28 protein-coding genes are annotated in these 23073 nt (G+C 61.5%); 12 read left to right on the top strand and 16 right to left on the bottom strand.

Going from position 1 to position 23073, the window contains the following annotated elements; translation table 11 throughout:
* The 3 genes from PSH81_RS11265 (at position 1) to PSH81_RS11255 (ending at position 3858) form a co-directional block, all read left to right on the top strand.
* Positions 1-1020 (top strand): ABC transporter permease, encoded by a 1020-nt coding sequence (locus PSH81_RS11265; protein WP_192299711.1) that lies wholly within the window; start codon positions 1-3, stop codon positions 1018-1020.
* Position 1021: 1 nt separating this feature from the next.
* Complete coding sequence (locus PSH81_RS11260; protein ID WP_192299712.1) at positions 1022-2623, top strand: ABC transporter ATP-binding protein; 1602 nt, start codon at positions 1022-1024, stop codon at positions 2621-2623.
* A 359-nt stretch (positions 2624-2982) separates the two neighbouring features.
* Positions 2983-3858, top strand: coding sequence for an AraC family transcriptional regulator (locus tag PSH81_RS11255; RefSeq protein WP_192299713.1), 876 nt, complete (start codon positions 2983-2985; stop codon positions 3856-3858).
* On the opposite strand, the gene PSH81_RS11250 is transcribed toward PSH81_RS11255, so the two are convergent.
* Both PSH81_RS11250 and PSH81_RS11245 read right to left on the bottom strand, forming a co-directional pair.
* Positions 3800-4387 (bottom strand): LysE family translocator, encoded by a 588-nt coding sequence (locus tag PSH81_RS11250; RefSeq protein WP_192299714.1) that lies wholly within the window; start codon positions 4385-4387, stop codon positions 3800-3802. The two genes, PSH81_RS11255 and PSH81_RS11250, sit on opposite strands and share 59 nt — an antisense overlap.
* Before the next feature lie 88 nt (positions 4388-4475).
* On the bottom strand, positions 4476-4910 hold the full coding sequence (locus PSH81_RS11245) for a helix-turn-helix domain-containing protein (protein ID WP_226457212.1): 435 nt from the start codon (positions 4908-4910) through the stop codon (positions 4476-4478).
* Positions 4911-5016: 106 nt separating this feature from the next.
* Here PSH81_RS11245 and PSH81_RS11240 point away from each other — a divergent pair, with 106 nt between their 5' ends.
* The gene (locus PSH81_RS11240) at positions 5017-5715 is read left to right on the top strand and encodes an SDR family oxidoreductase (RefSeq protein WP_305392537.1); all 699 of its coding nucleotides are present in this window, start codon (positions 5017-5019) and stop codon (positions 5713-5715) included.
* Positions 5716-5737: 22 nt separating this feature from the next.
* On the opposite strand, the gene PSH81_RS11235 is transcribed toward PSH81_RS11240, so the two are convergent.
* Together PSH81_RS11235 and PSH81_RS11230 are read right to left on the bottom strand one after the other, a co-directional pair.
* On the bottom strand, positions 5738-6367 hold the full coding sequence (locus PSH81_RS11235) for a ribonuclease T2 (RefSeq protein ID WP_305392536.1): 630 nt from the start codon (positions 6365-6367) through the stop codon (positions 5738-5740).
* A gap of 36 nt (positions 6368-6403) precedes the next feature.
* Positions 6404-7384, bottom strand: coding sequence for a Gfo/Idh/MocA family protein (locus PSH81_RS11230; protein ID WP_305392535.1), 981 nt, complete (start codon positions 7382-7384; stop codon positions 6404-6406).
* Positions 7385-7511: 127 nt separating this feature from the next.
* On the opposite strand from PSH81_RS11230, the gene PSH81_RS11225 reads away from it, so the two are divergent.
* Positions 7512-7874 carry an NUDIX hydrolase gene (locus PSH81_RS11225; RefSeq protein WP_305392534.1) on the top strand — a complete coding sequence of 121 codons (363 nt, stop codon included), beginning with the start codon at positions 7512-7514 and terminating at the stop codon, positions 7872-7874.
* 3 nt (positions 7875-7877) lie between these two features.
* Here PSH81_RS11225 and PSH81_RS11220 read toward each other — a convergent pair whose 3' ends face one another.
* From PSH81_RS11220 to PSH81_RS11205, 4 genes are read right to left on the bottom strand one after another with little or no spacing between them, the layout of a single operon-like run.
* Positions 7878-8339 (bottom strand): periplasmic heavy metal sensor, encoded by a 462-nt coding sequence (locus tag PSH81_RS11220; RefSeq protein WP_192299718.1) that lies wholly within the window; start codon positions 8337-8339, stop codon positions 7878-7880.
* Positions 8336-8767 carry a hypothetical protein gene (locus PSH81_RS11215; protein WP_192299719.1) on the bottom strand — a complete coding sequence of 144 codons (432 nt, stop codon included), beginning with the start codon at positions 8765-8767 and terminating at the stop codon, positions 8336-8338. Before PSH81_RS11215 ends, PSH81_RS11220 begins: the two co-directional genes overlap by 4 nt.
* Positions 8764-9342, bottom strand: coding sequence for an RNA polymerase sigma factor (locus PSH81_RS11210; RefSeq protein WP_226457206.1), 579 nt, complete (start codon positions 9340-9342; stop codon positions 8764-8766). Before PSH81_RS11210 ends, PSH81_RS11215 begins: the two co-directional genes overlap by 4 nt.
* Positions 9343-9379: 37 nt before the next feature.
* Complete coding sequence (locus PSH81_RS11205; protein ID WP_226457205.1) at positions 9380-9691, bottom strand: YXWGXW repeat-containing protein; 312 nt, start codon at positions 9689-9691, stop codon at positions 9380-9382.
* A gap of 225 nt (positions 9692-9916) precedes the next feature.
* On the opposite strand from PSH81_RS11205, the gene PSH81_RS11200 reads away from it, so the two are divergent.
* Complete coding sequence (locus PSH81_RS11200) at positions 9917-10057, top strand: hypothetical protein (protein ID WP_226457204.1); 141 nt, start codon at positions 9917-9919, stop codon at positions 10055-10057.
* Here PSH81_RS11200 and PSH81_RS11195 read toward each other — a convergent pair.
* Positions 10054-10302, bottom strand: a complete 249-nt coding sequence (locus PSH81_RS11195; protein WP_226457203.1) for a DUF1652 domain-containing protein — start codon at positions 10300-10302, stop codon at positions 10054-10056. The genes PSH81_RS11200 and PSH81_RS11195 overlap by 4 nt on opposite strands.
* Before the next feature lie 243 nt (positions 10303-10545).
* Between PSH81_RS11195 and PSH81_RS11190 the strand changes: the two genes are divergently transcribed.
* Positions 10546-11490, top strand: a complete 945-nt coding sequence (locus PSH81_RS11190; RefSeq protein WP_192299723.1) for a sensor domain-containing diguanylate cyclase — start codon at positions 10546-10548, stop codon at positions 11488-11490.
* 277 nt (positions 11491-11767) lie between these two features.
* Here the strand turns inward: PSH81_RS11190 and PSH81_RS11185 are convergent, their stop codons facing one another.
* Both PSH81_RS11185 and PSH81_RS11180 read right to left on the bottom strand, forming a co-directional pair.
* Positions 11768-12028: a hypothetical protein gene (locus tag PSH81_RS11185; RefSeq protein WP_305392533.1), complete on the bottom strand. Its 261-nt coding sequence runs from the start codon at positions 12026-12028 to the stop codon at positions 11768-11770.
* A 93-nt stretch (positions 12029-12121) separates the two neighbouring features.
* On the bottom strand, positions 12122-13171 hold the full coding sequence (locus tag PSH81_RS11180) for an AbrB family transcriptional regulator (RefSeq protein ID WP_226457201.1): 1050 nt from the start codon (positions 13169-13171) through the stop codon (positions 12122-12124).
* Between the two features lie 107 nt (positions 13172-13278).
* Here PSH81_RS11180 and PSH81_RS11175 point away from each other — a divergent pair, with 107 nt between their 5' ends.
* Positions 13279-14178, top strand: a complete 900-nt coding sequence (locus PSH81_RS11175; RefSeq protein ID WP_226457200.1) for a LysR family transcriptional regulator — start codon at positions 13279-13281, stop codon at positions 14176-14178.
* Between the two features lie 5 nt (positions 14179-14183).
* On the opposite strand, the gene PSH81_RS11170 is transcribed toward PSH81_RS11175, so the two are convergent.
* The 3 genes from PSH81_RS11170 to PSH81_RS11160 all read right to left on the bottom strand — a co-directional run bounded on the left by PSH81_RS11170 (position 14184) and on the right by PSH81_RS11160 (position 17677).
* Entirely contained in the window at positions 14184-14513 is a 330-nt protein-coding gene (locus PSH81_RS11170) for a hypothetical protein (protein ID WP_192299727.1), read from the bottom strand.
* An 80-nt stretch (positions 14514-14593) separates the two neighbouring features.
* Positions 14594-17092 (bottom strand): TonB-dependent siderophore receptor, encoded by a 2499-nt coding sequence (locus PSH81_RS11165; RefSeq protein ID WP_305392532.1) that lies wholly within the window; start codon positions 17090-17092, stop codon positions 14594-14596.
* 147 nt (positions 17093-17239) lie between these two features.
* Entirely contained in the window at positions 17240-17677 is a 438-nt protein-coding gene (locus PSH81_RS11160) for a DUF3995 domain-containing protein (protein ID WP_305392531.1), read from the bottom strand.
* Between the two features lie 93 nt (positions 17678-17770).
* On the opposite strand from PSH81_RS11160, the gene PSH81_RS11155 reads away from it, so the two are divergent.
* Both PSH81_RS11155 and PSH81_RS11150 read left to right on the top strand, forming a co-directional pair.
* A complete protein-coding gene (locus PSH81_RS11155; RefSeq protein WP_226457198.1) occupies positions 17771-18160 on the top strand; it encodes a DUF2946 domain-containing protein in 390 nt (129 codons plus the stop codon).
* 95 nt (positions 18161-18255) lie between these two features.
* Positions 18256-20382 (top strand): TonB-dependent siderophore receptor, encoded by a 2127-nt coding sequence (locus PSH81_RS11150; RefSeq protein ID WP_305392530.1) that lies wholly within the window; start codon positions 18256-18258, stop codon positions 20380-20382.
* 46 nt (positions 20383-20428) lie between these two features.
* Here PSH81_RS11150 and PSH81_RS11145 read toward each other — a convergent pair whose 3' ends face one another.
* Positions 20429-21445: an ABC transporter substrate-binding protein gene (locus tag PSH81_RS11145; protein ID WP_305392529.1), complete on the bottom strand. Its 1017-nt coding sequence runs from the start codon at positions 21443-21445 to the stop codon at positions 20429-20431.
* Positions 21446-21576: 131 nt separating this feature from the next.
* Positions 21577-22026 (bottom strand): hypothetical protein, encoded by a 450-nt coding sequence (locus tag PSH81_RS11140; RefSeq protein WP_064452050.1) that lies wholly within the window; start codon positions 22024-22026, stop codon positions 21577-21579.
* A 416-nt stretch (positions 22027-22442) separates the two neighbouring features.
* Between PSH81_RS11140 and PSH81_RS11135 the strand changes: the two genes are divergently transcribed.
* Positions 22443-22712, top strand: a complete 270-nt coding sequence (locus tag PSH81_RS11135) for a hypothetical protein (protein ID WP_226457195.1) — start codon at positions 22443-22445, stop codon at positions 22710-22712.
* Between the two features lie 111 nt (positions 22713-22823).
* The gene (locus PSH81_RS11130) at positions 22824-23054 is read left to right on the top strand and encodes a hypothetical protein (RefSeq protein WP_226457194.1); all 231 of its coding nucleotides are present in this window, start codon (positions 22824-22826) and stop codon (positions 23052-23054) included.
* The last annotated feature ends 19 nt before the right edge of the window (positions 23055-23073 follow it).

The following is a 23073-nucleotide window of genomic DNA, read 5'->3' as shown; positions in this document are numbered from 1 at the left end:
ATGAACCTATCCCCCCTCAATCGCCGCCGGTTCGAACGATTCAAGGCCAACAAGCGTGGCTGGTGGTCGCTGTGGCTGTTCCTGATCCTGTTCGTACTGAGCCTGGGCGCGGAACTGATCGCCAACGACAAGCCGCTGGCGGTGCACTTCGACGGCGGCTGGTACTTCCCCGCGCTCAAGCGCTACCCGGAGACGACCTTTGGTGGCGAGTTCCCCCTGGAAGCCAACTACAAGAGCCCGTACATCCGGGAGCTGCTCAAGGCCAAGGACGCCTGGACCTTGTGGGCGCCGATCCCGTTCAGCTACCAGAGCATCAACTACGACCTGAAAGTGCCCGCGCCGGCGCCGCCATCCAGCGTCAACCTGCTGGGCACCGATGACCAGGGCCGCGATGTGCTGGCGCGGGTGATCTACGGCTTCCGCGTGTCGGTGCTGTTCGCCCTGACGCTGACCATCCTCAGCTCGATCATCGGCGTGATCGCCGGGGCCTTGCAGGGCTTTTACGGTGGCTGGGTCGACCTGGCCGGGCAGCGTTTCCTGGAGATCTGGTCGGGGCTGCCGGTGCTGTACCTGCTGATCATTCTCGCCAGTTTTGTGCAGCCCAACTTCTGGTGGCTGCTGGGGATCATGCTGCTGTTCTCCTGGATGAGCCTGGTGGACGTGGTACGTGCCGAGTTCCTGCGCGGGCGCAACCTTGAATACGTGCGGGCAGCCAGGGCGCTGGGCATGCAGAACGGCGCGATCATGTTCCGCCATATCCTGCCCAACGCAATGGTCTCGACCATGACCTTCATGCCGTTCATCCTCACCGGCGCCATCGGCACCCTGACTGCGCTGGACTTTCTCGGCTTCGGCTTGCCGGCCGGTTCGCCGTCCCTGGGCGAACTGGTCGCCCAGGGCAAATCCAACCTGCAAGCGCCGTGGCTGGGCATGAGTGCGTTCGCCGTGCTGGCGATTATGTTGAGTTTGCTGGTGTTTATCGGCGAGTCCGCTCGCGATGCCTTCGACCCGAGGAAATGAGATGAATCAGGACAATCTGATCGAAATCCGCGACCTCAGCGTCGAGTTCGTCACCGGCGAACACGCTCACTGCGTGGTGAACAACGTCAGCTTCGACATCAAGCGCGGCGAAACCCTGGCCCTGGTCGGCGAAAGCGGCTCCGGCAAATCGGTGACCGCCCACTCGATCCTGCGCTTGCTGCCCTACCCGCTGGCGCGGCATCCGTCTGGCACCATTGGGTATGCGGGGCAAGACCTGCTGACCCTGAAGGAAAAATCCCTGCGGCATATTCGCGGCAACCGCATCGCGATGATCTTCCAGGAGCCGATGACCTCGTTGAACCCGCTGCACTCGATCGAGAAGCAGATCAACGAAGTGCTCGGCCTGCACAAGGGCCTGCAAGGCAAGGTCGCCACCCAGCGCACCCTGGAGTTGCTCGAGCTGGTCGGCATCCCCGAACCGCACAAGCGCCTCAAGGCCCTGCCCCACGAGCTGTCCGGCGGCCAGCGCCAGCGGGTGATGATTGCCATGGCGCTGGCCAACGAGCCGGAGCTGTTGATCGCCGATGAACCGACCACTGCGCTGGATGTGACGGTGCAGTTGAAAATCCTGGAATTGCTCAAGGAGTTGCAGGCGCGCCTGGGCATGGCCTTGCTGCTGATCAGCCACGACCTCAACCTGGTACGGCGGATTGCCCACCGCGTGTGCGTGATGCAAAAGGGTTGCATCGTTGAACAGGCCGAGTGCGAAACGCTGTTCCAGTCGCCCCGGCATCCCTACACCCAGGAATTGCTGGCGGCTGAACCAAGTGGCGGACCGGCCACCAATGTGGTCGGCCCACCCCTGCTGGAAGTGAATGACCTCAAGGTGTGGTTCCCGATCAAGAAAGGCTTTCTGCGCAGCACCGTGGATTACGTCAAGGCGGTGGATGGCATCAACTTCAGCCTGCCCCAAGGGCAAACCCTGGGCATCGTTGGCGAAAGCGGCTCGGGGAAATCCACCCTTGGCCTGGCGATCCTCCGGCTGATCGCCAGCAAGGGCGGCATTCGCTTCGAAGGCCAGCAACTGGACTCACTCACCCAACAGCAGGTACGCCCGCTACGCCGGGAAATGCAGGTGGTGTTCCAGGACCCGTTCGGCAGCTTGAGCCCGCGTATGTGCGTGAGCGAGATCGTCGGTGAGGGCCTGCGCATTCACAAGATGGGCACGCCGGCCGAGCAGGAAGCGGCGATTATCGCGGCGCTCAAGGAGGTCGGGCTGGACCCGGAATCCCGGCATCGCTATCCCCACGAGTTCTCCGGCGGCCAGCGCCAACGCATCGCTATCGCCCGCGCCCTGGTGCTCAAGCCACGGTTGATCCTGCTGGACGAACCCACCTCGGCGCTGGACCGCACGGTGCAACGCCAGGTAGTGGAACTGCTGCGCAGCTTGCAGGCCAAGTACAACCTGACCTACCTGTTTATCAGCCATGATCTGGCGGTGGTGAAGGCATTGAGTCATCAGTTGATGGTGGTGAAACAAGGCCAGGTGGTGGAGCAAGGCGATGCAAAGGCAATCTTCGCCGACCCGCAACACCCCTACACCCGACAGTTGCTGGAAGCCGCCTTCCTCGTACCGGCCTGACCCGTACGGTTCAACCTTTGGCAGTTGGCTTGTGTGGGAGCGGGCTTGCCCGCGATTGCAGTGTGTCATTCGACAGATTCGGCACTGACAGGACGCCATCGCGGGCAAGCCCGCTCCCACATTTGACCGTGCCCAACCTGAACGACAGCCTCAACGGCGGCGATTCGGCACGGGTTTCTATGGCGAGCCCCGCAGCCTGCAACGGGCGACCAAATGGGACTTCTGACCTGAAGCCAATACCCCAGGGCCGACGACCTGCACCGGATGACACTCGCGCAATCTTGAAGCCTTGAACATTGCGCGATTTTGTATAACGCTGCCGGTCCGCCTATTCGGTTCTTCGCCAGGGAATGCCCGCCATGACCCCTTCCACCGCCCCGCACTTCTGGCGTGACCCTGCGCTGGCGTTTATCGAAGCGCGCACCATCGCCGACGGGCGCAAGGTCACCTACGCGCGGCACGCTCACGAGCATTTTTCCATCGGCGCGATCACCAGCGGGCGCAGCTATTACCACTACGGCACGGACACCTTCGAGATCAGCGCCGGTACGGTGGTACTGATGAACCCTGGCGATGTGCACGCGTGCAATCCGATCCGTAACGAGGCCTGGTCCTATCAGATGCTGTACATCGATACGCCCTGGCTGACCGAATTGCAGCACCAACTGGGCTTCAGCACCGACCAGGGCTACCGGCCGTTCGACATCCCCTACGTGCGCGATGAAGCGCTCTACGCTGGGCTGTTGGAGCTGTACCGGGTCCTGGTGGATACCCAGGCCGAGCACCTGCACAAGCAAAGCGCGCTGGTGGGTTTCTTCACTGAGGTGCAGCAGCGCCTGAACCCGTCCGACGCACCGTTGCGCGAGGTCAACCACAAGCTGGAGCGCGCCGCCGAGTACATCCGCGCGCACTGCACCTGCGCCTTGAAACTGGAAGACATCTGCCTGGCCGCCGAACTGTCGCCGTCCTATCTGATCCGTGCGTTCAAGCAGTATTACGGGTTGACGCCCCATGCGTTCCTGATCAACCAACGTATCCAGTTCGCCCGCACGCAACTGCGTCAGGGCGAACTGATCGCCGATGTGGCCCTGGCCGCAGGTTTCGCCGACCAGGCGCATTTCCAGCGGGCGTTCAAACAGCATTTTGCGGCGACGCCGGGGCAATACCGCGATGTGCTCAAGCCATCAGCAAATAACCCACACTGGCCACCAGCAACGCGGCCATTGAACGGTTGAACACGCGCACGCCCTGCGGGTTGCCCAGGTAGCGCCGCAAAAAGGTCCCGGCATACGCCCAGCAGGCCACCGACAGGTAGCAGATCACCAGGTACAGCGCAGCAAACAGCCACACTTGAGCGGCGTCGCCATCCGCCACAAACAACCCCATCCCTGCCACGCAGGCCAGCCAGGCCTTGGGGTTGAGCCATTGCATAATGGCGCCGTACAGCATCGACGGCGCGGTGGCGGCGTTATCGGCTTGCAGGCGGCCATCGTCGCACGCCAGTTTCCAAGCCATCCACAGCAAGAAAACCACCCCGCCCCACTGGATCAACTGGGTCAGCAACGGCCAGCGCACCAGCACTTCGTGCAAACCCAGGCCGATCAACACCAGCAACAAGGTAAACCCTGCGGCGGCGCCGAATACATGCTTCTGGCTGGCGGCAAAGCCAAAGCGCGCACCGGAGCTGAGGGCCACCACGTTGACCGGGCCCGGTGTGATGGAGGTGGCCAGGGCGAAGGCGGCCATGGAAATGATCAAGCTCATTGCAATTCCCTTTTTCTGTGACGGTGAGGATGACGTCACGGTAAAGGGCGGCACGCGCCAGGTATTGAACAAAATGCCCCTCGGGGCGTTACGGCGCAGGCGCTTGGGTGACGACGTCGTCAACACCCAGCACGCGGCCGTCCTCAGACACGATCTCGACCTTGCGCAGCGGCTTGAGCGAATGCGCATCCAGCAGCCGCGTGCCGAGCAGTTGCGGCTGAGTGTGGGCCTCACCCCATTGCGCCAGCGTCACCAGCACCGGCATCAGCGCGCGCCCCTTGTCGGTGAGTTGGTACTCGTTGCGCGCGCCGACTTCGTTGAGCTGCAACAGGCCCTGCTCAACCATCTCCTTGAGCCGGGCGGCGAGGATATTTTTTGCTACGCCCAGGTGTTTCTGGAAATCACCGAAGCGCGTCACGCCGGCAAACGCGTCGCGGATGATCAGCAGCGTCCACCAGTCGCCCACCACGTCAAGGGCACGGGCCACCGGGCAGCAGTCGCCTTCCAGGCATTTGCGTTTCATGGTCAGGCCTCCAGCCAGTTGAAAAATATGGTTGCATTATAGGACCGATAGTCGCAGGATAAAAACGGTTTCATCATTAAACCTATTTTGCAGCGTGGAGTTCAGCATGGACATTCGTGGAAAAGTGGTACTGGTCACCGGCGCCAATCGTGGCCTGGGCAAAGCGTTCGTCACCGCGTTGCTGGCAGCGGGTGCGGCCAAGGTCTACGCCGGTGCGCGTGATCCCGCCAGCGTCGACATCCCCGGCAGCACGCCGATTGCCCTCGACATCACCGATGCCGCCAGTGTGCAACGGGCTGCCGCGCAGTGCACCGATGTGAGCGTGGTGGTCAACAATGCGGGCTTTCTCAAGTACGGCTCGCTGCTGGCCGACGACAGCGTCGAAAACCTGCAACAGCATTTTGACGTGAACACCTTCGGCACCCTGCGCGTGAGCCGGGGGTTCGCACCGATCCTGGCCCGCCAGGGCGGCGGCGCGCTGATCAACGTGCTCTCGGTATTGAGCTGGCTGAGCCCACCGGGCGCCGGGGGCTATAGCACCTCAAAATCCGCCCAGTGGGGCCTGACCAACGGACTGCGCGGCGAATTGCGCGAACAGGGCACCCTGGTCATCGGCGTGCACCCCGCCTACATCGACACCGACATGGTCGCCGACGTGCAGGCCCCAAAAAGCACGCCCCAGGAAGTGGTCGCCCTCACGCTGCAAGCACTGGCCGAAGGCCGTGAAGAAGTGCTGGTCAGCGACACCAGCCACGGGGTGAAGGCGTCGCTGTCCACGGACAGCCCGGTGTATCTCAACCATTGATCAAGGGAATGTGCGGGTTGCCTTAGCGCTGCGCCGGAATGCGGATGTCGCCGTCGCGGCATTGGCTTTTAACGCTGCGCGGGCAACCGGCGAACGCCAGATCCTTGGTCAGGCACACGCGCACTTCCGAAAACACCTTGCCCTTGCAGATCACCGCCAGGCCATGGTTGCCCAGGCGCGGGTTGCTCTCGCGAAACAACGCCTCGATCTCGCGGGCCGGCAACGCCGGTGGCGTGTTGAACGGTTGCAATTGCGGCGGAATCACCACCACGCCCAGCGCCTGGTCGGTCTTGGCCAGGTAGTCCAGCGGCTCAAGCCCGGAACAGGTGCCATGCTTGGCCCATTCGTGCTTGAGCAGCGCTCGTGTGGGAAACAACGTCGCGCCCTTGTCCAATTCCTCGCGGCTCAAGCGCGACTGCGGCGCACACGACGCCGGCCAGCCGCCCCGCGCGTACTGCGGCCACAAACCATGCAACACAAAGCCGTAGCCTTTGCCCGAACACTGCTCGTTGTCCGGGTGGGTCAGGCAAAACGTCGGCGACCACGACAGCGATAACACATAAAAATCAAACTCCCCAGGCGTGCCTTGGCTACGCGCAGCCGCGCCTGCGCTTGTGGCGAGGGCCAACCACAACAGCATCCAGTATTTCATCGGTGTGCTTCCTTGAAAAAATAAACCCTATCGTGCTTACCCAGGGTGATGGGGGTTGCGTTGTAGCACCGCGTCCAGGATCCGGTCGGTTTTCAATGCCTCGATCGCCAACGATGGATGCAGCGCCTCACCACGGATATGCGCGTTCATGGCCAGCACGTGGTGCCACTGGATATGTGCGTGGCACGGCACCTCCAGGACCTCGCACGTATCCCCCTCAAGCCGCAAGGGTTGGTCATCGAACACCGAGAACTCGATACGCCCCTGACTGCCGATCAACACGACACGATCTTCACGTCGGTCCGCGACAAAATTCCAGCAGCCCATGCCCAATGCGCCCGAGGCAAAACGCCAGCTGGCGGTCACCGCATCCTCCGCGGCATAACGGCCGGCCTGGCGCGAGGTAAAACCGGCCACTTCGATGATGTCGCCAGCCAGGTACTGGAACAGGTCGAAGCCATGGCTGGCCAGGTCGGCAAAGTAGCCGCCACCGGCAATCGCCGGGTCGGTGCGCCAGTTGTCGGCGTGGGCGTCCGCAACGGCCTGCGGCTTGCACAGGGTCCAGGTGAGGTGACGCAACTCGCCGATGCGTCCTGCTTGCAGCCAATCGCGTACCTGCTGGAAACGCGGCAAGGAGCGGCGGTAGTACGACACAAACAGATGCAACCCGGCGCGCTCGAACGTGCGCTGCATCAACGCGCTCTGCTCGGCATTCATCGACATGGGCTTCTCGACGCAGCAGTGCTTGCCGGCCGCCGCCACCATAAGGCTGTATTCAAGGTGGCTGGCAGGCGGCGTGGCGATGTACACCGCGTCCACCTCGGGGTCGTCGATCAGCGCCTGGGCGTCGGTATAAAAACGCGCAATGCCGTGGCGTGTTGCATAATCGCGCACCGCCGCTTCACGGCGCCCCATCACGGCCACCAAGGCCGAACCTGGCGCTTTGTAGAAAGCGGGTCCACTCTTTAACTCAGTGACACTGCCGCAACCGATCATGCCCCACCGCACGGTGTTCATCTGTTTTCCTCGTCCGTTTTCATCAAGGGCGCAGTATCCACATACCCCGAGGCCCACGCCAGCCGCACTTAGCATGACAATTGCATTACACTTTTATGACAATCATCCACCTGCGGGGGCACAGACGATGAAAATTCGCGCAACGGTCATTTGCGAACACGAGGGGCATATCCTCTTCGTGCGCAAGGCCAGATCAAAATGGGCACTGCCTGGCGGCAAGGTCGAACGTGGCGAGCGCCCGGTCGGCGCAGCCGCGCGGGAGCTGGAAGAAGAGACCGGCTTGAACGTGGACGGGTTGCTGTACTTACAGGAACTCAAGGCCCGCGACACCCTGCATCATGTGTTCGAGGCCTCGGTAGTCAACGTCGCCGATGCAAAACCTTGTAATGAAATAGTCGATTGCCTCTGGCACGCCTATGCCGCGATGGATCAACTGGACACCACCGAGGCCACCCGCCATATCGTCAAATCCTTCTTGCGACGCCTGTAGTCTTCATTTCTGTTTGGCTTTGGCCTGCCCTCGCGAATACAGTGCTTCCACCAGTTTCTGCCGCTCGTCCTGGGGCAAATTGCCCGCGAACTCAGCCAGCGTGGCATCCACCAACGCCCGCAATGCCGCATCGGCCTCACGCGCCTTGGCCAACTCACTCACCAGCCTCTCGCGGTCCAACGTCGGCGCTTGCAGTTGCTGGATCACCCCCAGCCGTGCTTCGCGACCGGCCATGATCAACGGCTGGCTGTCGGCGCGGTTGTGCCGCAACAGTTGACGCAGCTCCCTGCGACGCTCCGGCGGCAGCTTGAACATCGCCTGGCGCAACCCATGCTGGTTGACCACGGCCTCGGCAGGTTTGGCCATGGCCATCCAATGGTAGAGGCCACCGCCCACCCCACCGAGCAAAAACACGTTGAGCAACACCGAGACCAGCAACCACGGTTTAAGCGACTTTGAGGTCATTGCTCGGCTTCCTCGGCGTTGACGGAAAACACCACTTCAGCATCGCCCTGATCGAACACGCTGGGCAGCACCTCCGAGGACAGCATCGGCAGCGGCACGCTCATCGACGCCACGAGCACGCCGGCGACGATGCCCGCGATACCCGCGCCCACCAGGCTGGCGGATGACCACCAGTTGGCGTAACGCGACAGCAATGATGCCCGTGGCGGTGCGGATCGGCGGATCTGCCGCGCCAGCGCCGGGTCGGCAGGTGCCAGTTGATGGGCATCCAACTGCCCGTCGAGCCAGCTGGCTTCACGCAACACTGCGCGGGCGTGGGCGTTGCCACTGTCGAGCAGGGCCTGGGCGGCCGTTCGTTCAGCGAGCGGCCAGCGGTGCAGGCTGGCGCCGTAGGCGTCGGCCAAGTGGGCGAATCGTTCGGGCGTCATGGTTTTTCCCTTCCTGGGCGGGCAAGCCCTGGTGTGTCGGCAAGTCTATTGCGCAACTGACGGCGAGCCCGTGACAGCAGGCTCTCCAGTGCCTCGACGCTGATGTTCATCAGCGCGGCGGCGTCGATGTTCGACAGCTCCTGGTAATACTGCAACACAATCGCTTCGCGCTGACGCTCGGGCAGCGCGGCCAACGCGGCGGCCATCTGCGTGCTGCGGTCGGCGGCTTCGAGTTGCTCCTCCGGCGACGGGGCGCTGTCGGCCAGTTCCAGCGCCTCATCCGCGTCCAGCGGGCGCTCCTTGCGCCGGCGCAAGCGGTCCCGGCACAGGTTCAGCGCTACCCGGTGCAACCACGTGTCGAACCGCGCTTCGCCCACTCGCCAGTTGGCTGCCTGGCGCCAGATCCGCAGGAAACTCTCCTGGGCCACGTCCTTGGCCTCGTCGGCATCCCCCAGGATCCGGCTGGCGAGCGCGAGCAAACGCGGGAGTTTGCGCGTCACCATTTCGTTGACGGCCGCAGGTTCGTTGTTGCCGATACGCGCCAGCAGCTCTACGTCCGGATCAGTGTCTTTCAATCGGGTAATTCTCGGTCCGCAGGCTAAGTGGCAGGTTTCAACGCATCCAACGTCCTTCACGCCAGACCCAGTTCGGCCCGCGGGATTCCCAATGCCCTGGCTGCCAACGTGCGTTGCGCATCACCGGCTGCCAGTGGCCCGGTACCCAGGCGTAGGCGCCGCGTTCCCATCGCCAGTGGCCACGGTCCCAGGCATAACCGGGGCGCCCGGCGGGAATCACCTCGACCCGCTCCACCGGCGGCGCCTGGCGAATGATGATCTCGGTCTGGGCAAACGTCGGGGTGCTGACAAACGCGGCGAACGTCAGCGGGATCAGCAAGGCATAACGCAATCGGGCCAGTGTGCTCATGGCAACTCCTTCAGGTGACGAACGAAAATGTCCGCTGCTGATGGGTTGAACGGCACGTGCTGCAGAATCCGTCGCAGGACACGCAGGTTTTTTCCGCACAGTGCGTAAGAGGAAGTATTGCCCACGGGCCGGCAACGCTGGATGAAATGTTTGAAAGGTGTGCGACGGATGTGTGCCGGTGGCGACGTTCAATAGATGACGCACCCCACACCAAGAGGAAATGCCATGTCCCGTCGCCTTTACATGCTCGTTGCCGCCCTATTGATCGCAAGCCTGAGCGGCTGCGTGATCGTGCCCGAGCACCGGCATTGCTGCTGGCGCTATTACGGCGCGGTGTCGACCACCACCGCCAGCGTCAACAGCTAACCCACCGCCGCAAAACCGCGGCGCCCGGCCTTGAGTTCAGTGCGCAGCTCACCGATAAGGTTTGAGATGGAACGGATGCTGTCCAGACCTTCGGGGGACACGCAGGTCAGCAGCAACTCGACGCGACCGGAGACCGGCTCGAACACGCTGATGCGCAGCGAGCCATCGCTATTGAGGGTGCACTCACAGGAAAGCGGTACAAAGCCTGAAGCCATGATGCGATTGAAGTCGGCGATTGAGATCATGATAAGCCCCCTTCCCTGGGTTCTACCCTGCTGTTCGATGGCGCAAGCGTAGATGAGCTTTTCGGCAGCGCCAGGCAATTGCTTCAAAGTGCCAGCCACGTCTCATATTTTCCCGCCAAGCGCTGGCGGGCCGGCGCCAGAAAGCCAGCACGTGACCTCTCGTCTGTTGCCCTGACGAAAACTTGACTCCCACCCGCGATCACCAGACGCTCTGGCTTTATGCCACTCCCCGAGCAGCCGACCATGAGCATCGATCCCCCGAGCCCGCCCGACAGCGACGTTTACAAAACCCTGCTGGAATCGACCAAGGCGATCCCTTGGCGGATCGACTGGCAGAGCATGACCTTCAGCTACATCGGTCCGCAGATCGAAACACTGCTGGGCTGGACGCCGCAAAGCTGGGTCAGTGTGGATGACTGGGTCGCGCGCATGCACCCGGACGATCGCGAGTACGTAGTGAATTTTTGCGTGTCGCAATCGCGCGCCGGCGTAGACCACGAGGCCGATTACCGTGCGCTGACGGTGAACGGCGACTATGTGTGGATCCGCGATGTGGTGCATGTGGTGCGCAAGGATGGCGAAGTGGAGGCGCTGATCGGGTTCATGTTCGACATCAGTGAGCGCAAGAAGACCGAGGAACACCTGATCCGCCTGCAAAAGCAATTGGAGGAATACTCCTTCCAGGACGGCCTCACCGGCATCGCCAACCGCCGCATGTTCGACACCGTGCTCGAACGCGAATGGACCAGCGCCCAACGCAGCCAGTTGCCGCTGTCGTTGATCATTCTCGATATCGACTTTTTCAAGCAGTACAACGACCACTACGGCCATATCAAGGGTGACGAATGCCTGCGCCAGGTGGCCAATACATTGGCGCAGGCGGCCAACCGTCCACGGGATTTCATCGCACGGATCGGCGGTGAAGAGTTTGTGTGGCTGTTGCCGGAGACCGATGCAACCTCGGCCAGGCTGGTGGCGCAACGCTGCCTGCACCTGATGCGTCAACGCCAGATCGAACACGGGTTTTCGCCGGTGTCCAGGCTGCTGACCTTGAGCCTCGGGGTTGGCACTCATATCGTCAGGCCTGCCAGTTCGATGCTGGGGTTTGTCGAGCAGGTCGACAAATTACTCTACAAGGCCAAACACAATGGACGGATGCGCGCAGAGTTCGCCGATATTGAAGTTTGACGCCGAGGTCAAATCGCGGGCAAAAAAAATCCCAAGTAGCTGATGGAAACTTGGGATTTAAAAATGCATAAACCGTGGGAGGTGAACGCCCGACTATAGTAGCGATTGTAAAAAGCTGTAACAAGACTGTTTTAATCCTTTCGTCGGATTAAAACAGTCGTAAGTCATTCAATAACCACACATTTTTTAAGGCGGCCGACATACAAATGCCACTTTTTGGTGCAAGTAAGCGTGATACTTGCGACCTATATTCCCCCTTATAAAAAATGGTTATTAACTAAGGCGCGGTGACACTCTCTGGCGCTTGTGCACCCAATTGCCTGCAACTGTCGCCCAGTTTCATAGCGTCGGTCATCGTCGCGCTGGCGACTCGCTCCATTTGCCGACAAAGCAGCAGACGCTCGGCCGCCTCGGCCCGATGGCGATCGGCGCTGGCGTTGATATGCATAAAGTAGCCGCCCAACAGCACCGCGACACACAGCACGCCGACCGCATAGTGGCGCAAGCTGTTTGGCGATGAAGGCTCTGGCTGGTACATGGCCCCGTGACGACCTGTTCTATCTGCGACGAAGCGTGCAATTGTATGCAAATAGAAACACAGCAATTGTCGTGGTTTTGTAAAGCGCCGGCCTTACACAGAGACAGGCTTTTCGTTGGCGCTTGCATGCCCCTTCAACAGCCGATACACCGGCAGGCACGCGGCCTGGATCAGCAGCATTCGGATCACCTGCATCGCCGTCACCAATGTAACCGCCAGCCCCAGCGCCTCAGCGGTCAGGCTCATCTCAGGTGCGCTGCCGGGCATCATGCCCAGGGCCAGCGACAACCATGGCATCTGCAGCCACGTGCCCAACGCCCACGCGGCGGCTGCGGTCGCAACCAGCGAGCCAATCAACAACGCTAGCACCTTGACGAGAAACCCCGGTGCGCGGCGGAAAAAATCCCGCTCGAAGGCGGCGCCCAGCGCACACCCGATCAGCAACTGGCCGACACCACTGAGCCAACCGGGCATGCTCATCGACAAATTGTTACACCCTACCCCCACCGCACAGATCAGGAACGGCCCGAATGTCCAAGGGTTGGGCAGGTTGCAGCGCTTGAAGCCGATAGCGGCCAACAGGCTCATAGCCAGCAGAAAGATCAACCAGGGCCAGATCACCGGCAATGGCGCAGCCATCACAGGATGAGCCAGGCCAAGGCTGGCCAGCGCAGGCACGGCCAGCAGGATCAGCAGCAGCCGTAGACTGTGGGCGGCGGCGATAAAGCTGGTGTCCGCCTGGCGCTGACGGCCGAGGTGAACCATCTCCGTGGAGTTGGCCGGCATCAGCGCGAAGAACGCCGTGCCGAAGGCGACGCCAGAGCGGTTCAGCAGCCACACCGAGCCCAATGCCAGCACCAGCGTCAACAGCACCGCCGTGACAATCAGCCCCAGGTGCGCCGCCACCTGCTGCATCACCGGCAGCGTGAAATAACAGCCAATCGCCACCGCGACAATCAACTGGCCCGCTTGGCGCCCATGGGGAATTTGCGCCATCCTCGCGCCGCCGCAGCGGCCGATCAGCACAGCCAGCAAAGCACCTATCACCCAGGGCAGCGGCCAGCCGAGCCACTGCGCAAAACTGCCGCCCAAGGTGCCCGCGATCAGGGTGACAAGCCAATACTGGCGAAGGTTGAAGGTCATGTTGAGATCCGGCATGGAGAAGTGTGCCGACAGGTTATAGACTCGCGCTCATCACAAAAAATATCCATTTGTGAACATCAACATCACACATTGTTATGCGAGAGCCGATGAATCTGAAAGCCCTGGAATACTGCGTCGAGATCGCCCGCCAAGGCAGTTTTACCAAGGCCGCGCAGGCGTTGCATGTGGCGCAACCGGCGCTGAGCATGGCAGTCAGCCGCCTGGAAGATGAGCTGGGGGTGGCGCTGTTCAACCGCGCCACACGGCAGATCAGTGTCACGGCGGAAGGCCAACTGTTCCTCACCCGCGCTGAAGCCTGCCTGCAAGGCTTGGCCGGGGCCCGCCGCGAGTTGCAGGACCTGACGCAATTGCACAGCGGTGAAATCCGCGTCGGCATCCCGCCGATGTACGGCATCCGGCATATCCCGGAGTTGCTGATGCAATTTCGCGCGCACTACCCCGGCATCGCCATGCATGTGGTGGAAGGCAGCGCCGATGACATCAGCGCACGCCTGGCAACGCGGGATATTGATGTAGCGTTGCTGGAGTCACGTCGCGTCGACCCGGACTGGGAGTCGGTCTTGCTGGGCAGCGATGAGATGGTGCTGTGCATGCATGAGCAGCATCCATTGGCGAGCGCGGCGTCGGTCACGGCCGAGGGTTTGCGTGGCGAGCAGTTGCTGGTGTTCGACAATACCTTCCTGCAACGGCACTTGCTCGACGCCTTTTGCGACGCTGCCCGCGTGCGCTTCAACATCGCCCTGGAAAGCAACTTCGTGCCGCTGGTCATTGCCGCCACCCGCAATGGCATGGGGGTTTCCACCCTGCTGCGCTCGGTGCAACAACAGGAACCGGGCGTGGCCGGGGTGTCGTTCGAGCCCGCGCAGTTCATGCACTTCAACCTGTGCTGGAGAGGCAGCGAATACCTGTCCCAGGCCAATCGACGGTTTATTGAAACGGCGAAGGTGTATTTCCAGGAAGACGTCAGCTCACCGCTGTCGCACTGAGCCGGTCATTTGCGCGCCACTTTGTAGCGCACGCAATCCTGATAGAAACTTTGGCGAATCGCTTCTGGCTTGAGCCGGGAGCGACTGTCGTAGGTCTGCTCGGTGATGCCCATGGCCATCATGCGCATCCACGACTTGTTGAATTTGAGGGTCTGGATTTTCTGCCGCGCCGCATACAGCGACACACCCGAGAGCTTCAACTCCTGGGCCCTGGCGGCCGTGCCCGCGCCCCAACTGCACATGTACTTGTCACCTTCACGCAGCTCCCGGGCCTGCACGGCAGCCGCGCCGCCGGCCAACGAGCAGGCGACAAGCATGATTCCAACAGTGCGCATTTGCATCCCCACCTAACCACCTGAAAATAAAAGCGATTCTGGCGAGGATTTGGTTACAGAGGGGCCATTAAATTGCCTTATCACCACTGATAAGTCGCACTCGCCTGTACCGTGCGCTGTGAGCCATACCAGCACCACGAGTAGGAATAGCACGAGGCGACGTACTCCTTATTCGCCAGGTTGGTGGCGTTGAGCGCCAGGCGCAGGTTGTCCTTGAGGTTGGCGAGGTTCGGGATGTCGTAGTGCACCGCCGCGTCGAACAAGGTGTAGCCCGGGACTTTCAGGGTGTTGGCCGTGTCGCCCCAGGACGAGCCGACATAACGCGCCCCGGCCCCGACGCCGAAGCCCTTGAGGTGGCCGTCGCGGAAGGTGTAATCCGCCCACGCCGACGCGGTATGGCGTGGCACACCGTAGGTGCTGGTGCCTTTGGCCGGTAGGGCCGGGCCTACACCGATGTCGGTGACAGGCGTGTATTGCACGGTGTTGTTGGACTGGCTGATGCGGTTATCCAGGTAGGCATATGCCGCGCTGATGTCCAGGTTATCGTTGAGGCTGGCCTTGCCTTCCAGCTCAAAGCCACGGGATTGCACTTCGCCGTCCTGGCTCTGGCAGCGGCCACTGCCACACAGGTGCGTGGGGTCCGGGTCGGTGGTCAGTACATTGGTCTGGCGCAGGTCGAAGATCGCGGCGGTGATAAAGCTGTTGCTGCCCGGCGGCTGGTATTTGATCCCGACTTCATACTGCTTGCCCTCGGTCGGTTTGAACACCGAACCGCCGTAGCCGGTACCCGACTGCGGGCTGAAGGACTCCGAATAACTGGCATAGGGTGCCAGGCCGTTGTCGAACAGGTAGACCAGGCCAATGCGGCCGGTGAACGCCTTGCTGTCCAGGGACGACTGGCTCTTGGCGCCGCTGCTCAGGGTTTTGGTAGTGCTGTCGGTACTGGCCCAGTCATAGCGGCCGCCCAGCAGCAGCACCCAGTTGTCCCACTTCATCTGCTCTTGCAGATAAACGCCGGTCTGCTCGCTGCGGGAGGTACCGTCGGTGGTGTACGCCGGGGTCGCGACCGGACGGCCATACACCGGGTCGAAAATATCCTGGGTCGGCCCGGCACCGACACGGGTCGAGCCTTGCAGGGTGTCGGTGCTGGTGTTCTGGTAATCGACGCCCATCAACAAGGTGTGTTGCAGCGGGCCAGTGTCGAATCTGGCCTGGGCCTGGTTGTCGAGGGTGTAGGCGTCCAGGTTGACGTCACTGGCGATGGTGGCGCGCTGCATGGTGCGGTAATCGCTCAGCAGGTTGTTGCTGTAGAGACTACGGTAGCGGCCCTCGCTGCGCAGGTAACGGGCGTTCTGGCGCACGGTCCACACATCGTTGAAGTGATGTTCGAAGGCGTAGCCGATGGAGTAGTACTCGCGATCGCTTTTCTCGAAGTCTTTTTCGCCGTCATAGAAATCCACATCGATCTTGCGCCCGGTGGGGCTGCGCAACACCGAGCCCCAGGCGGGCACCGAGCCGTAGGACGCGCCCTTGGGGTCCTTCTGGAAGTGCCCCAGCAGGGTCAGCGAGGTGGCGTCGTCCGGGCGCCAGGTAAAGGCCGTCGACAGCGACTGGCGACGCGTTTCGGTGTGTTCCACCTGCCCGTCGGCGTCGTCGAAAAGCCCGGCCACACGGTAGGAATACACGCCCTGATCATCAATCGGGCCGCTCAGATCGAAGGTGGTGCGCTTCTTGTTGAAGGTGCCATATTCCACGCCGACCTCATGAAACGGCGTGTCGAGCGGGCGCTTGCTGACCATGTTGATCACCCCGCTGGGTGTGCCCTGCCCGTACAGCACCGACGCCGGGCCGCGCAGCACTTCCACGCGCTCCAGGTCGAAGGCGTCCTTTTGCGGCGAAGCGTCACGGCTGGAGGGCATGCGCAAGCCGTCGAGGTAGGTGGCCGGCGAGAAACCCCGGATCGTCAACTGGTCCAGCCGCGAAGCCGTAGCGCCACGGCTCTCCGGGACCACCGCGGCGCCGTAGCGCAGGATCTGGTTGAGGCTCTCGGCGTTTTGCGCGCGCATCTGGTCTTTGGTGACGATGGAGATCGACTGCGGGGTTTCGATCACGGCGGTGTCGGTCTTGGTGCCTGACAGGCTGCGGGTGGCCACATAACCCGCCACCGGCCCCACGGGGCTCTGGGCCTGATAGCCGCCGCTGATCGTGGTGGCCTGCAACTCCACCGCCCCGCTGTTATCGGGGAGGGCCTCCAGGCGATAGCGGTCATTGGCGATCTTCAGCGCCTGCAAGCCGCTGCCAGCGAGCAATCGGGTCAGCGCCACCTCAGTGTCGTACTGCCCGCTCAACGCAGCGCTGCGTTTACCACGGGTCAAGCCCGCATCGAACGCCAGCACCAGGCCTGCCTGCTCGGCCAAGTTGTTGAGCGCCTGGCTCAAATCACTGGCGGGAATCGAGAAGCTGCGCACGCTGCTGCGGCTGTCTGCGGCAAAGGCGGACGGGGTATTCAGCAGCGGCATAGCGGCAAAAGCCATCGCCACTGACAGGGCCAGTGGGTGCAAGGGACGAGCAAGCGACATGGGAGGTCCTGGGTAATAGAGGTTCTATTAACCATGACGGGCAGCTCGGCAAATCGGGCAAGAATGAGAGGCGTTTTTATTCGCCGGGTGCTGCCGCAAGCGCTTGGATCGACTTTTTGCGTGGCCTTTCACCCCCACACAGCGCGATCACCCCCACGCAACGACCAACAACCCCAGCCCCAACACCAGACACAACGGCGAATAAACATAGGTATCCAACCTGGCAAACCGCGACCCGCCGACCTTTTTGAAAAAACCCACCAGCTCCGAGTCCCCAATCGCCCGGGCAAACATGACCAGCGCTATCGCACTGATGCCCCATTGCAACGCGCCATGGGACACCGCGGAAAAGTACAAACCGGCGCGCAGGCACACGAGCAAGGCAATCGCCACCAGGCCCATCGCTACGAGGAATGTCATCAGTGCCGACGGTATGAAAGCCGGTCGCGGCCCGCTGGCGAATTCGCCGGGCAGCTCGGGAATGGCGGCCTGGAACCCGAGTTTGCCACCCGCCGCCCAGTACAGGTGCACCATACTGATACCCGTGAAAATAGCGACGATCCATCGTGCAATGACAAAGCTCATGGCTGGCTCTCCCTGAAAATGTGCGAACAAGGATAGTCGCCCTGCGTTTTTTTGCAGGTATTTCGTCGGTGGCTGATGGTAAAGTGCCGCCCCATGAAATTCGCCCGCACCGACCGCTCGCTCATTGCCTGGATGCTCTATTGCTGCGTCCTGTTCAATGTGTTCGCCTGCAGTATCGGTCACGGGCAGATGGTCGGGATGCAACTCAACGGCATCGGCGGCCAGTTCTGCACGGTAGACCCGCGCACCCAGGCGCCCACGCCTGCCAACTCCACGGATGAGAGCCTGCCGACGCTGTCCAAGGCGTTCGGTTGCCCGCTGTGTTCCAGTGGAGGCATGGGCCCGGCGCTCAATTCCAGCCTGAATGTGGCGGTGTTGCCACAACCCCACGCGCCACCACCGGCCGTGGTACTCGCCGCTGACATCCCTGCCCGCTTTACCTGGCCCACGGCGCATCCCCGCGCGCCGCCCGCTGTTGCCTGACACCTTCGCTATCTGATCGGCACTGACCACCGCATCCCCAAGGGGTGACGGACAGTCGTGCATTGTTTTCAAGCCAAGTTTTTCAGGATTCAACCATGAAACATTTACCCCTGTTGGCGGGCCTGTTCGGCTGCCTGCCCTTCTGCGCCTGGGCCGTCGAGCTGGCACCGACCACTGTCACTGGCGAACCAAGCGCCGACCCCGGCCTGACCCTGGATCAATCCAGCGGCATGGCCTCGCGGCTCGGGCTGAGCGTCCGGGAAACTCCAGCATCGGTGGCCATCGCCAAGCGCAACGACATCGAACGCCACGGTGCCAAGACGTTCCGCGATGCGGCCAACACCCTGCCCGGCGTCAATGCCAGTGCACCGCCGGGGTTTGGCGGGTTTGTCTCTTATCGTGGATTTACCAGCAGCCAGATCACCCAGATGTTCAACGGCATCAACGTCGCCACCGGCCTGGCACGTCCGGTGGATGCCTGGATCTATGACCGCGTAGAACTGGTCGGCGGCCCCTCCTCGCTGATCAATGGCGCCGGCTCCGTGGGCGGCTCGCTCAATTACGTGACCAAGCTCGCCGGCCGTGAAGAACAGGCCGCGCAAGGCCAACTCAGCTACGGCAGCTACGACACCGCTGGCATGGCCCTGGGCCTCAACCACGCCCTGACCGAGCCAGGCAGTGAGGTGCAGCACTACGCGCGCCTGGATGTAAGCCGCAACACCAACCACAGCTACATCGACCGTGATAAACGGGACGCCTGGAGCATGGCGTTTTCCCTGCTCAGTGACCTCACGCCGGACCTGTCCCACACCCTGGCGGTGGAATACCAGGACGAACATGAGGACAGTCCCTACTGGGGCACTCCGGTGCTCAACCCCAAGGCCGGCGAGTTGAAGATCGACAAGCACAACCGCTTCAACAACTACAACGTCGCCGACGGACGTTACGAGCAACGCACGGTGTGGCTGCGCTCGATCATCGACTACCGGCTCAACGACAGCACCACGCTGAAAAACACCCTTTATCACCTCGACAGCCAGCGCGATTACCGCAACCTGGAGACCTATCAGTACAACGCCGATAACAGCGCGGTAAACCGCTCGACCGCCTATCAGGTGCGCCATCAGGGCGAGCAGCAGGGCAACCAGTTCGAGTTGCGCCACGACGCCAGCGTCTTCGGCCTTTCCACCACCTGGTCTGGCGGTTTCGAGTACAAGCTCAACAGCACCACCAACAGCCCGCTGCGCGCGGCGGGCAACAGTGCGGTCGACCCGAACAACTTCGATCCCGGGCATTTTTATGCCATCCCCGGCACCAGGCCCGGCTTCAACAAGGACAAGACCAACGAGGTCACCACCAAGGCGCTGTTCGTGGAAAACCGCCTGGGCCTCACCGACAAATTGTCGCTGCTCACCGGCCTGCGTTATGACGCCATCAACCTGGACGTGACCAACCACGGCACGCTGACTGCCACCAGTCCACGGCATTTCAAGCGCAGCTGGGAGCCGCTCACCGGGCGCGTCGGCCTGACCTACCAGTTCATCCCGTCAGCGAATGTGTACGTGCAATACAGCACCGCCGCCGAGCAGCCAAGCACCACGACCCAGGTGTTCGATGTGTCGACCGGCAAGCAATGGGAAGTGGGCAGCAAGTTCGACTATCTGGATGGACGTGGCGCGGCCACCGTTGCCGCCTACAGGATCGAACGCAAGGACTTCGCCGTCACCGACCCGCTGGACCCGACCAACAGCATCCCGGTGGGTGCGCAGTCGTCCAAAGGCATTGAGTTGGCCAGTTCAATGCGCATCACTCCACGGCTGCTCGCCGAAGGCAATTTCGCCTGGGTGGACGCCGAATACGACGAGTTCAACGAGAAGCTCGCCAGCGGTGCTGTGGTGTCACGCAAGGGCAATACGCCGACCAACGTCCCCAAGCGCGTGGGCAACCTGTGGCTGACCTACGATATTGCCGAGGACTGGCAAGGGGGTGTGGACGCGCGGTATGTCGCCGAGGTTTATGCGGATAACGCCAACACCCAGACAGTGCCAGCCTACACGTTGTTCGGCACGTTCCTGCGCTACAAGGTGGATCAGCACACCTCGGTGACGGCGCGGGTGCGCAACCTGACGAATGAGGTGTATGCCGAGTTTGCCCATGTGTCACCGGCGTATTACCTGGGGTCGCCAAGGACCTTCGAACTGGCCGTAAACACTCAGTTCTGAGCCCGGAACACAGGCCAATACGGGAGGGGCCAGCCCCCTCCCACACTTACTTCAGGCTTGCCTCGACCTTCTGCGCCACCTCTTCGGTCAACCACGCCTTCCACACCTCAGGGTGCTCCTTGAGGAACGCCTGGGCCACGTCCCGTGGAGGCGTGTGGTTTTCGCTCATTTTTGCCAGCGCCTGATTGAGTGGCCCGATGGGAAACTCGACCTTGGAGAAAAACGCGGCAATCTGCGGATGCTCTTTCTGGAACGGCGTCGACACGCCAATACTCAGCTTGGACGCCAACGACCGTGTCGGTTTCGGCTCGGGATTGTCCGCATCCGTCAGCGTCTTCCATGCCTCGGCATCAAATGGCGGTTCTTCCAACTGGATCAACTTGTAGCGCCCCATCAACGGCGTCGGCGACCAGTAGTAGAACAGCACCGGCTTGCCCCGGCGGATCGACGAAGCAATCTCGGCGTCCAGCGCCGCGCCTGAGCCACTGCGGAAGTTCACGTAGCTGTCGCTGAGCCCGTAGGCCTTGAGCTTCTGTGCGTTGACCACCTCGGACGTCCAGCCGATCGGGCTGTTTAGGAAGCGCCCCTTGCCGGGAGACTCCGGGTCCTTGAACACGTCCTTGTAGCGCGCCAGGTCCTGCACGCGCTTGAGGTCCGGTGCCAGGGGCTTGAGGCCTTTGGCGGCGTCGCCCTTGACCACGTATTCCGGCACCCACCAGCCTTCGGTGGCGCCCTTGACCGTATCACCCAGGCCCACCACCTTGCCTTCGGCCTCGGCCTTGATCCACACCGGGCTGCGACCGGCCCACTCTTCGCCGATCACCTGGATGTCGTTCTTGGCCAGTGCGGTTTCCAGGGTAATGGTGGTGCCGGGCAAGGTGTCGGTAGGCAAGTCATAGCCCTTCTCGACGATAACCCGAAGTACTTCAGTGATCAGGCTGCCGCTCTCCCAGTTCAGGTCGGCGAAATGAATCGGCGCCTGGGCCGCCGACACCGGCAATGCTGCAACTGACAGGCCCAGTGTCGCCAGCGACACGGCCAACAGCGATCTCAATCCTTTCATGCCTTCGCACCTCATGTTTAGCAGCCATAGCGGACGGCTTTGCTGCCAACGCGCGAAGCCTCTGAATAGTTAAGTCAACTCAACTGTAGTAGAGGTTCCGGGAGAAACGGATTACACATTGCGTTTACAAACTACTCGCTGGCCTTGAAGGTCACCAGCTCACCCTTGCGCCACTTGGCGGCCTTGCCGGTCACGGCCTTGAGGGTTTTGGTCAGGCCTTCCTGCAATTGTTCATTGGCGGCAAACACCAGCATGACGCTATGGCCTTCCTTGAACACGATACCCTGGCCTTCAGCCGACGAAACAAAGGCGTAATCGCCCAGGCCATATACCGTCAACTTAATGTCGCGGAACTTCAATTCAAACTTGCCGCCTTCACGGCTGGGCAGCACGGCCGCACGAAAATGGTCGCCGACCTTGAGTTCCAGGCGCGGTTTGTCATCGACAACCAATGCGGTTTCGGTATCGATTTCGGCGATGTAAATACCTTCCGGCGTTTGTTCAGTGATGTAAACAAAACGGGATTGAAACTGCTTGACCAACTTTGCGCGTAAATCACCCAGCACGAATAACGCGTGCATATCCAGATTACTGACTGCCAAGGAAACGCCCCCACATCAAAAGAAGTGCTGACCGCCACAGCGGGCAGCACAAAAATCCGGCCGTTACGGCACGATCACACAACACATTCATTGAAAAACTGAAGAAGATCCCGCTGCTGAGCCATACGGCTGGTACAGACGTACCCAATGAACCTCGGGCGAGGACACCATGTATCACAGCAGATCACAGGTTTGACGGCTCGAGAATAGAGACCGCACCGCTTCAGAGAATAACCCAAATAAAAAACGCGGTTTCCGACAGCCCACCTTAAACAAAATACCCAGGTGGGGAACCAGACATCGTTCGCCGACGACAATACTAAAACAGCAACACGGGTCAAAACCACCCGAAACGCTGCAGTTGCATCAACACAATCGATCGACAGGAGCTGACCATGCAACGACGTCAACACGATGCTACGTCTTGCCACACTCGCTCGACACTGCATGACGAGCGCCAATACTACTGCGTGCAAGGCCTATACGGGTACTCGAATTCGGTTCTTTACCAAGTTGTGCCGGCGGGGCGTAACTTCTTTCATATCCGCGAAATCACCAGCGGCCGTGTGCTGGGGTTTCGCAGCGACCATATCAAGGCCTGCCAACTGGCCAAGGAACTGGAAGCCACACTGCAACGGGGCGGCCTCGTTTCGTCACCTGGATGACTTTACCGCGCCGCCACCCACCAACAACTGCCATACTGGCCCGTCGATTGAAGTTTGCCCCTCTGCGGGTCAGGTCTCATCTGTGCAGTTACCTTGAAGGGAAGGCTATACGTGACGGAATTTGATATTGGCGAGTTTTTCATCCATGGCGATGCGAGGGAAATAGACGGAGAATTCCAGGCGGTCATCGTGATGCGCGCCAAGCCACCGCTGAAAACGGTCACCACGCATCAGGTGGAAAAGGACCGCTGGTTCAAGACTGCAGAAGCTGCCGCCGTCGCGGGCAAAGAATCCGCCCTGGCCCTCAAGACTGCCGTCGATTCAGGGGCATTGACCTCCTGAACCCCGCTCGACGGCCCCC

Origin of the sequence: Pseudomonas sp. FP2335 (genome assembly GCF_030687535.1) — a bacterium.
Taxonomy (GTDB): Bacteria; Pseudomonadota; Gammaproteobacteria; order Pseudomonadales; family Pseudomonadaceae; genus Aquipseudomonas.
Note: the sequence above shows the minus strand (reverse complement) of the source record. Positions and strands in the feature narration are given on the sequence as shown.